Origin of the sequence: Streptomyces sp. NPDC006624 (assembly GCF_040611555.1) — a bacterium.
GTDB lineage: Bacteria > Actinomycetota > Actinomycetes > Streptomycetales > Streptomycetaceae > Streptomyces.
Map to the genome: position 1 here is coordinate 1 of NZ_JBEXOM010000047.1, position 4,636 is coordinate 4,636.

General features: G+C 74.9%; 3 protein-coding genes and 2 pseudogenes. 3 read left to right on the top strand and 2 right to left on the bottom strand.

Going from position 1 to position 4,636, the window contains the following annotated elements; translation table 11 throughout:
* Positions 1 to 91: 91 nt before the first annotated feature.
* The 3 genes and pseudogenes from ABZY20_RS37010 to ABZY20_RS37020 form a co-directional block, all read left to right on the top strand.
* Positions 92 to 259 (top strand): annotated as a pseudogene (locus ABZY20_RS37010) (SOS response-associated peptidase); the annotation flags it as partial.
* A gap of 241 nt (positions 260 to 500) precedes the next feature.
* Positions 501 to 1,196, top strand: coding sequence for a restriction endonuclease (locus tag ABZY20_RS37015; RefSeq protein ID WP_356447910.1), 696 nt, complete (start codon positions 501 to 503; stop codon positions 1,194 to 1,196).
* Positions 1,197 to 1,329: 133 nt separating this feature from the next.
* Positions 1,330 to 1,851 (top strand): ATP-binding protein, encoded by a 522-nt coding sequence (locus ABZY20_RS37020; RefSeq protein WP_356447906.1) that lies wholly within the window; start codon positions 1,330 to 1,332, stop codon positions 1,849 to 1,851.
* A 149-nt stretch (positions 1,852 to 2,000) separates the two neighbouring features.
* Here the strand turns inward: ABZY20_RS37020 and secD are convergent, their stop codons facing one another.
* A complete protein-coding gene (gene secD / locus ABZY20_RS37025) occupies positions 2,001 to 4,307 on the bottom strand; it encodes a protein translocase subunit SecD (RefSeq protein WP_356447908.1) in 2,307 nt (768 codons plus the stop codon).
* A 67-nt stretch (positions 4,308 to 4,374) separates the two neighbouring features.
* A pseudogene (locus ABZY20_RS37030) lies at positions 4,375 to 4,636 on the bottom strand (hypothetical protein); the annotation flags it as partial.

Sequence of the window (4,636 nt, forward strand, 5' to 3'; positions counted from 1 at the left end):
CATCAGCGTCCTGTTCGCCATGCTCCGCGACGGAACCTTCTACGAGCCGAGGAGCCCTCGACTCGCTTGACGAAGGACATAGAGGCACCCCCCGGACCGTTACGACGCGTGGCTGGACCCCGGCCATGAGGACACCGACGCCCTGCGTGCCCTGCTGGCACGGCCCGCGGACGGCCACCTCGACGCCCGGCCCGTCTCGACGGCCGTCAACAACACCCGCAACAACGGCCCCCAGCTCCTGGACGAGGTCACGGGCTGACGGGAGACCTGCCGGCCGGGTCGGGCGGACGCCCCTCCCCCGCCGTTTCGCCCGCCTCCCCCGGCGAAAGCGCTGCTGCCGGGTCACCGGTGGCGCGGTGGGGACGTTGAACGCCCTGATCTTGGGCAGACGGTGGAAATGATCTTCTCAACGTCCACAAGGGGGGCCTCAGTTGACCACACCCGCGCGCCGGACGCCGGCCGGATATCACCCGCACCGGTTCGACCTCCGCTCGACGGCGATGTTCTTCGTCCTGCTCGCCGTGGTCGTGTGCGCCCTGGGCGCCGCGGCCCGCATGGTGGCCGGTGCCGTCGAGCGGCGGCCCGGCTGGGTGTTCGTCCTGGTCGTGCTGGGTGTGGCGGTGTTCGGGGGCCTGGGGCGCCGGTGGCGCGTGGGCAGAGCGGCGCGCCGGGCCGCGGCGGCGCTGGACGAGGCGGCGCGGCAGGCGGCCGACGTGCTGGAGGCGCCGGTGATTCCCCCGCCGCGTGCGGCCGTGGAGATCACCACGGACTACGACGCCCTGACGCCCGATGAGTTCGAGGGCGCTGTCGCCGCGCTGTGCGAGCGCGACGGTTGCTCCGCCGTCGAGGTGGTGGGGGGTGCCGGGGACCTGGGTGCCGATGTCGTCGCGGTGACCCCCGACGGGCGCCGGATCGTCGTTCAGTGCAAGCAGTACGGCGACACGAACAGGGTGGGCTCCCAGGACCTCCAGCGGTTCGGCGGCACGTGCTTCACCGTCCACGAGGCCGACGTCGCCGTGGTGGTCACCACGAGCGACTTCACCGCACCCGCGCTGGAGTACGCCGAGCAGTGCGGGATCGTGTGCGTGGACGGGGAGACCCTCCGGGCGTGGTCGCGGAGCAGCGGCCCCCGCCCCTGGGACCGCGCGCCGGACGGCTGGGCCGCAGGCCCTGGGCCGGCAGGCGCCGAGTCGTGAACCCCCGGGCAGGCTCCCCTGCTGTCGCGAAGGGCCGGAGACACGCGGGGCGAGAGTCACTGCGTGCGCCGCCCCCGCGCGGGTAGACGCACGAAAGCAAGACCACGGCGATCAACGTCAAGGAAAGGCCCTCATGGTCATCCCGCTTATGAAGCAGGCGGATGAGCGGGGCAGGGACGAGCGCGTCGCACTGCACTTCGGTGCGGCGTGGGCCGAGGGTGCTGCCTGCGCGAGCATCGCGCGCAGGGCCCTGCGAGCTTTTCTCCTCCATGCCCGGCGCACCGGCCGCGCCCCCGTCCCGGCCCCCCTGGCCATGGACGCCGAACTCACCGTGAGCGAACTGGTCACCAACGCCATCCGGCACGCTCCCGGTCCGTGCGGGATGAACCTGCGGCTGTCGGACGACGAACTGGCCATCACCGTGTGGGACGCCCTCGCCGAGGAACCGGTGCTGAGGGAGCGGGACTGGAGCCGGTTCGGCGGCCACGGCATGCGGCTGGTGCACACGGTGAGCAGCAGGGTCGCCGTGGTGCGCCGCACCGAGGGGAAGCACGTCACGGCCTATCTGCCCCTGGCCTCCTCCGTGAAGGCGGGAGCCGACGGCAGGACCGTACTGTCCACGACCCTGTCGGGCATGCCGCGGCAGCACTCGTAAGGGACCACGGACCCGGCAGGACACTCGGGCCCGGCGCGGGAGGCATCCGCGCCGGGCCCGTCGTTCCCGGCGTCCGGTGCGCCCGGCGGGCGGGAAGCGGCACCCCCTGCCGCGGCCGGCCTTCCTCATTCCGGCCGGCAGGTCCCGCGTCAGCCGTGCGGTACCGACTCCCCGGGCCGGCGCTCCCGGCTCCGGGCAGCAGCCTCACGTGCCGCGCCCCGGCGCGGGGGCGTACGGCGGTCGATCTCGAGGGCGAGGGGGGTGGCGGTGAAGACGGAGGAGTACGTGCCGACGGCGAGGCCGATGAGCAGGGCGAGGGCGAAGTCGGTGAGGGTGTCCCCGCCGAGTACGGCCAGGGCGCTGAGGATGAGGGCGGCGCCCGCCCCGGTGTTGACGGTGCGGGGCAGGGTCTGGAGGATCGCCCGGTCGGCGAGGTGGGGCAGGGGCGTGGCGCGGTCGCGCCGCCGCAGTTCCCGGATGCGGTCGAAGACCACGACGGAGTCGTTGACGGAGTAGCCGATCACGGTGAGGAGCGCGGCGAGGAACACCCCGTCCAGCGGTTTGCCGAGCCAGGCGAAGACGCCGACGAGGAGGACGGCGTCGTGGGCGAGGGCGGCGACCGCGGCGGTGCCGAACAGCCAGCGGAAGCGGGCGGCCAGGTACAGCAGTTGGGCGGTGAGGGCCGCACCGAGGGCGAGGAGCGCGTTGCGGCGGAGTTCGTCGCCCAGGCTGGGTCCGATCAACTCGTCGCGGACCTTGTCCGTGTCGCCGCCGAGCGTGCCGATGGTGCGGGTGACGCCGTCCGCCTGTGTGTGGGTGAGTTCCCCGGTGCGCACGGTGAGGCTGCTGTCGCCGGAGGACTGGACCACGGCTCGGGGGACGCCCGCCTCGGCGAGTGCGGCGCGGGCCTGCTCCGGGTCGACGGGGCGGGTGGTGGTGTACTCGATCAGGCGGCCGCCGGTGAACTCGACGCCGAGGTCGAGGCCGCGGACCGCGATACCCGAGGCGGCCAGGGCCAGGGCCGCCGCGGAGACGGCCAGCCAGCGGCGCGGCCGGCGCATCGGCCGGAGCCGGGAACGCTCGACGCGGCGGCGGACCCGGCCGGCCGTGGCCAGTCCGGTGAGGTGGGGGCGGCGGCGCACCCACGGGCGGGACGCGGCGTGTTCGGCGAGGACCCGTGTGACCACCAGGGCACTGATCATGGACGCGAGGACGCCGATGCCGAGGGTGACGCCGAAGCCGCGCACGGGTCCGGAGGCGAGGGAGAACAGCAGGCCGGCCGCGATCAGGGTGGTGATGTTGGAGTCGGCGATCGCGCTGAAAGCGTTGCGGAATCCGGCGGTCAGGGCCGAGCGGGGGCTGGAGCGGCGGCCCCGGGTGTGCTCCTCGCGGGCGCGCTCGAAGACGAGCACGTTGGCGTCGACGGCCATGCCGATGGCCAGGACGAACCCGGCCAGGCCCGGCAGGGTGAGGGTGGCGCCCAGGGCGGCCAGCGCGGCGTACGAGATCAGGCCGTACGCGGCCAGCGCGAGCACCGCGAGGGCGCCCATGAGCCGGTAGACGGCGATGATGAACAGCGCGGTCAGGGCGGTGCCGATGACGGCGGCCCAGGCGCCGGCGGTGATGGCCTCGGCGCCCAGGGTGGGACCGACGGTGCGCTGCTCGACGGTCTCCACGGGCACCGGCAGGGCGCCGCCGTTGATGAGCAGGGCCAGTTCGCGGGCCTCGTCGGCGGTGAAGGAGCCGGTGATCTGGGTGCTGCCGCCCGTGATGCCGGTTCCGCACGTCACCGACGGATCGACCTGCGGCGAGGAGATGATCTGCCCGTCGAGGACGAGGGCGATGCGGCGGGCGGGGTCGCCCGGCGGACGGCAGGCGGCCCGTCCGGTCAGCTCGCCCCAGGACGCGCGGCCCGAGGCGTCGAAGTCGACGGTGACGTGCCATCCGGCGCCGCTGTGCTGGTCGAAGCGGGCGTCGGCTCCCTTGACGTCCTGCCCGGTCAGCGCCGCGGCTCCGAGGCGCAGGTTCCGGCCGGACTCGTCCGGCAGGACGCGCTCGCGGGCGCGCTCGGGCCGGGACTCGGGGGCGTCGCCGGGGCGATCGGCCTCGGCGGAGACGGGGTGCACGGTGAGCTGGGCGGTGCGGCCCAGGACGTCGGCCGCCTTCTTCGGATCCTGCACGCCGGGCAGTTCGACGAGGATCCGGTTGTCGCCGGAGCGCTGCAGGGTGGGTTCGGCGACGCCGAGCGCGTCGATACGGCCGCGCAGCACCTCCAGGGTGCGGTCGGTGGCCCCGGCGGCGTCCGGGGTGGTGGCGGTGGGGCGGGTCTCGAGCACGATCTGGGTGCCGCCGCGCAGGTCGAGTCCGAGTCGGACCGGCACGGTGAGGGTGATGTACAGGGACAGGGCGGTCACGGCGAGGGCGAGCAGGGCCCTCACCCGGGCAGAGCGGATCACGGCATGGCCTCCGGCGGGCACACCGCGGCGGCGGCCGGCGCGGCCGCGGTGGGGAAGGGATAAGGGGTCAGGTACCGGAGGGCGCGGGCGGCGCGCGGCCGCGGTCGGCCGGTCCGGGGCGGGCCCGGAAGACCGCCGGGGGCGGCGGGGCCGCCGGCCGGGCGAGGCGGCACGGTGCGGCAGAGGCGTCGGGCAGGGTCGCGAACTGCCCGGAGGGAGAGGGACGTTCGGCGTGGGACTCGTGGCGGGTCGCCGCCTGCAGGACGCCGTCCGCGGCGCATCCGTCGGCCGCGTACCGGCCGGGGACGGCCTCGGCGCCGACCGCGCCG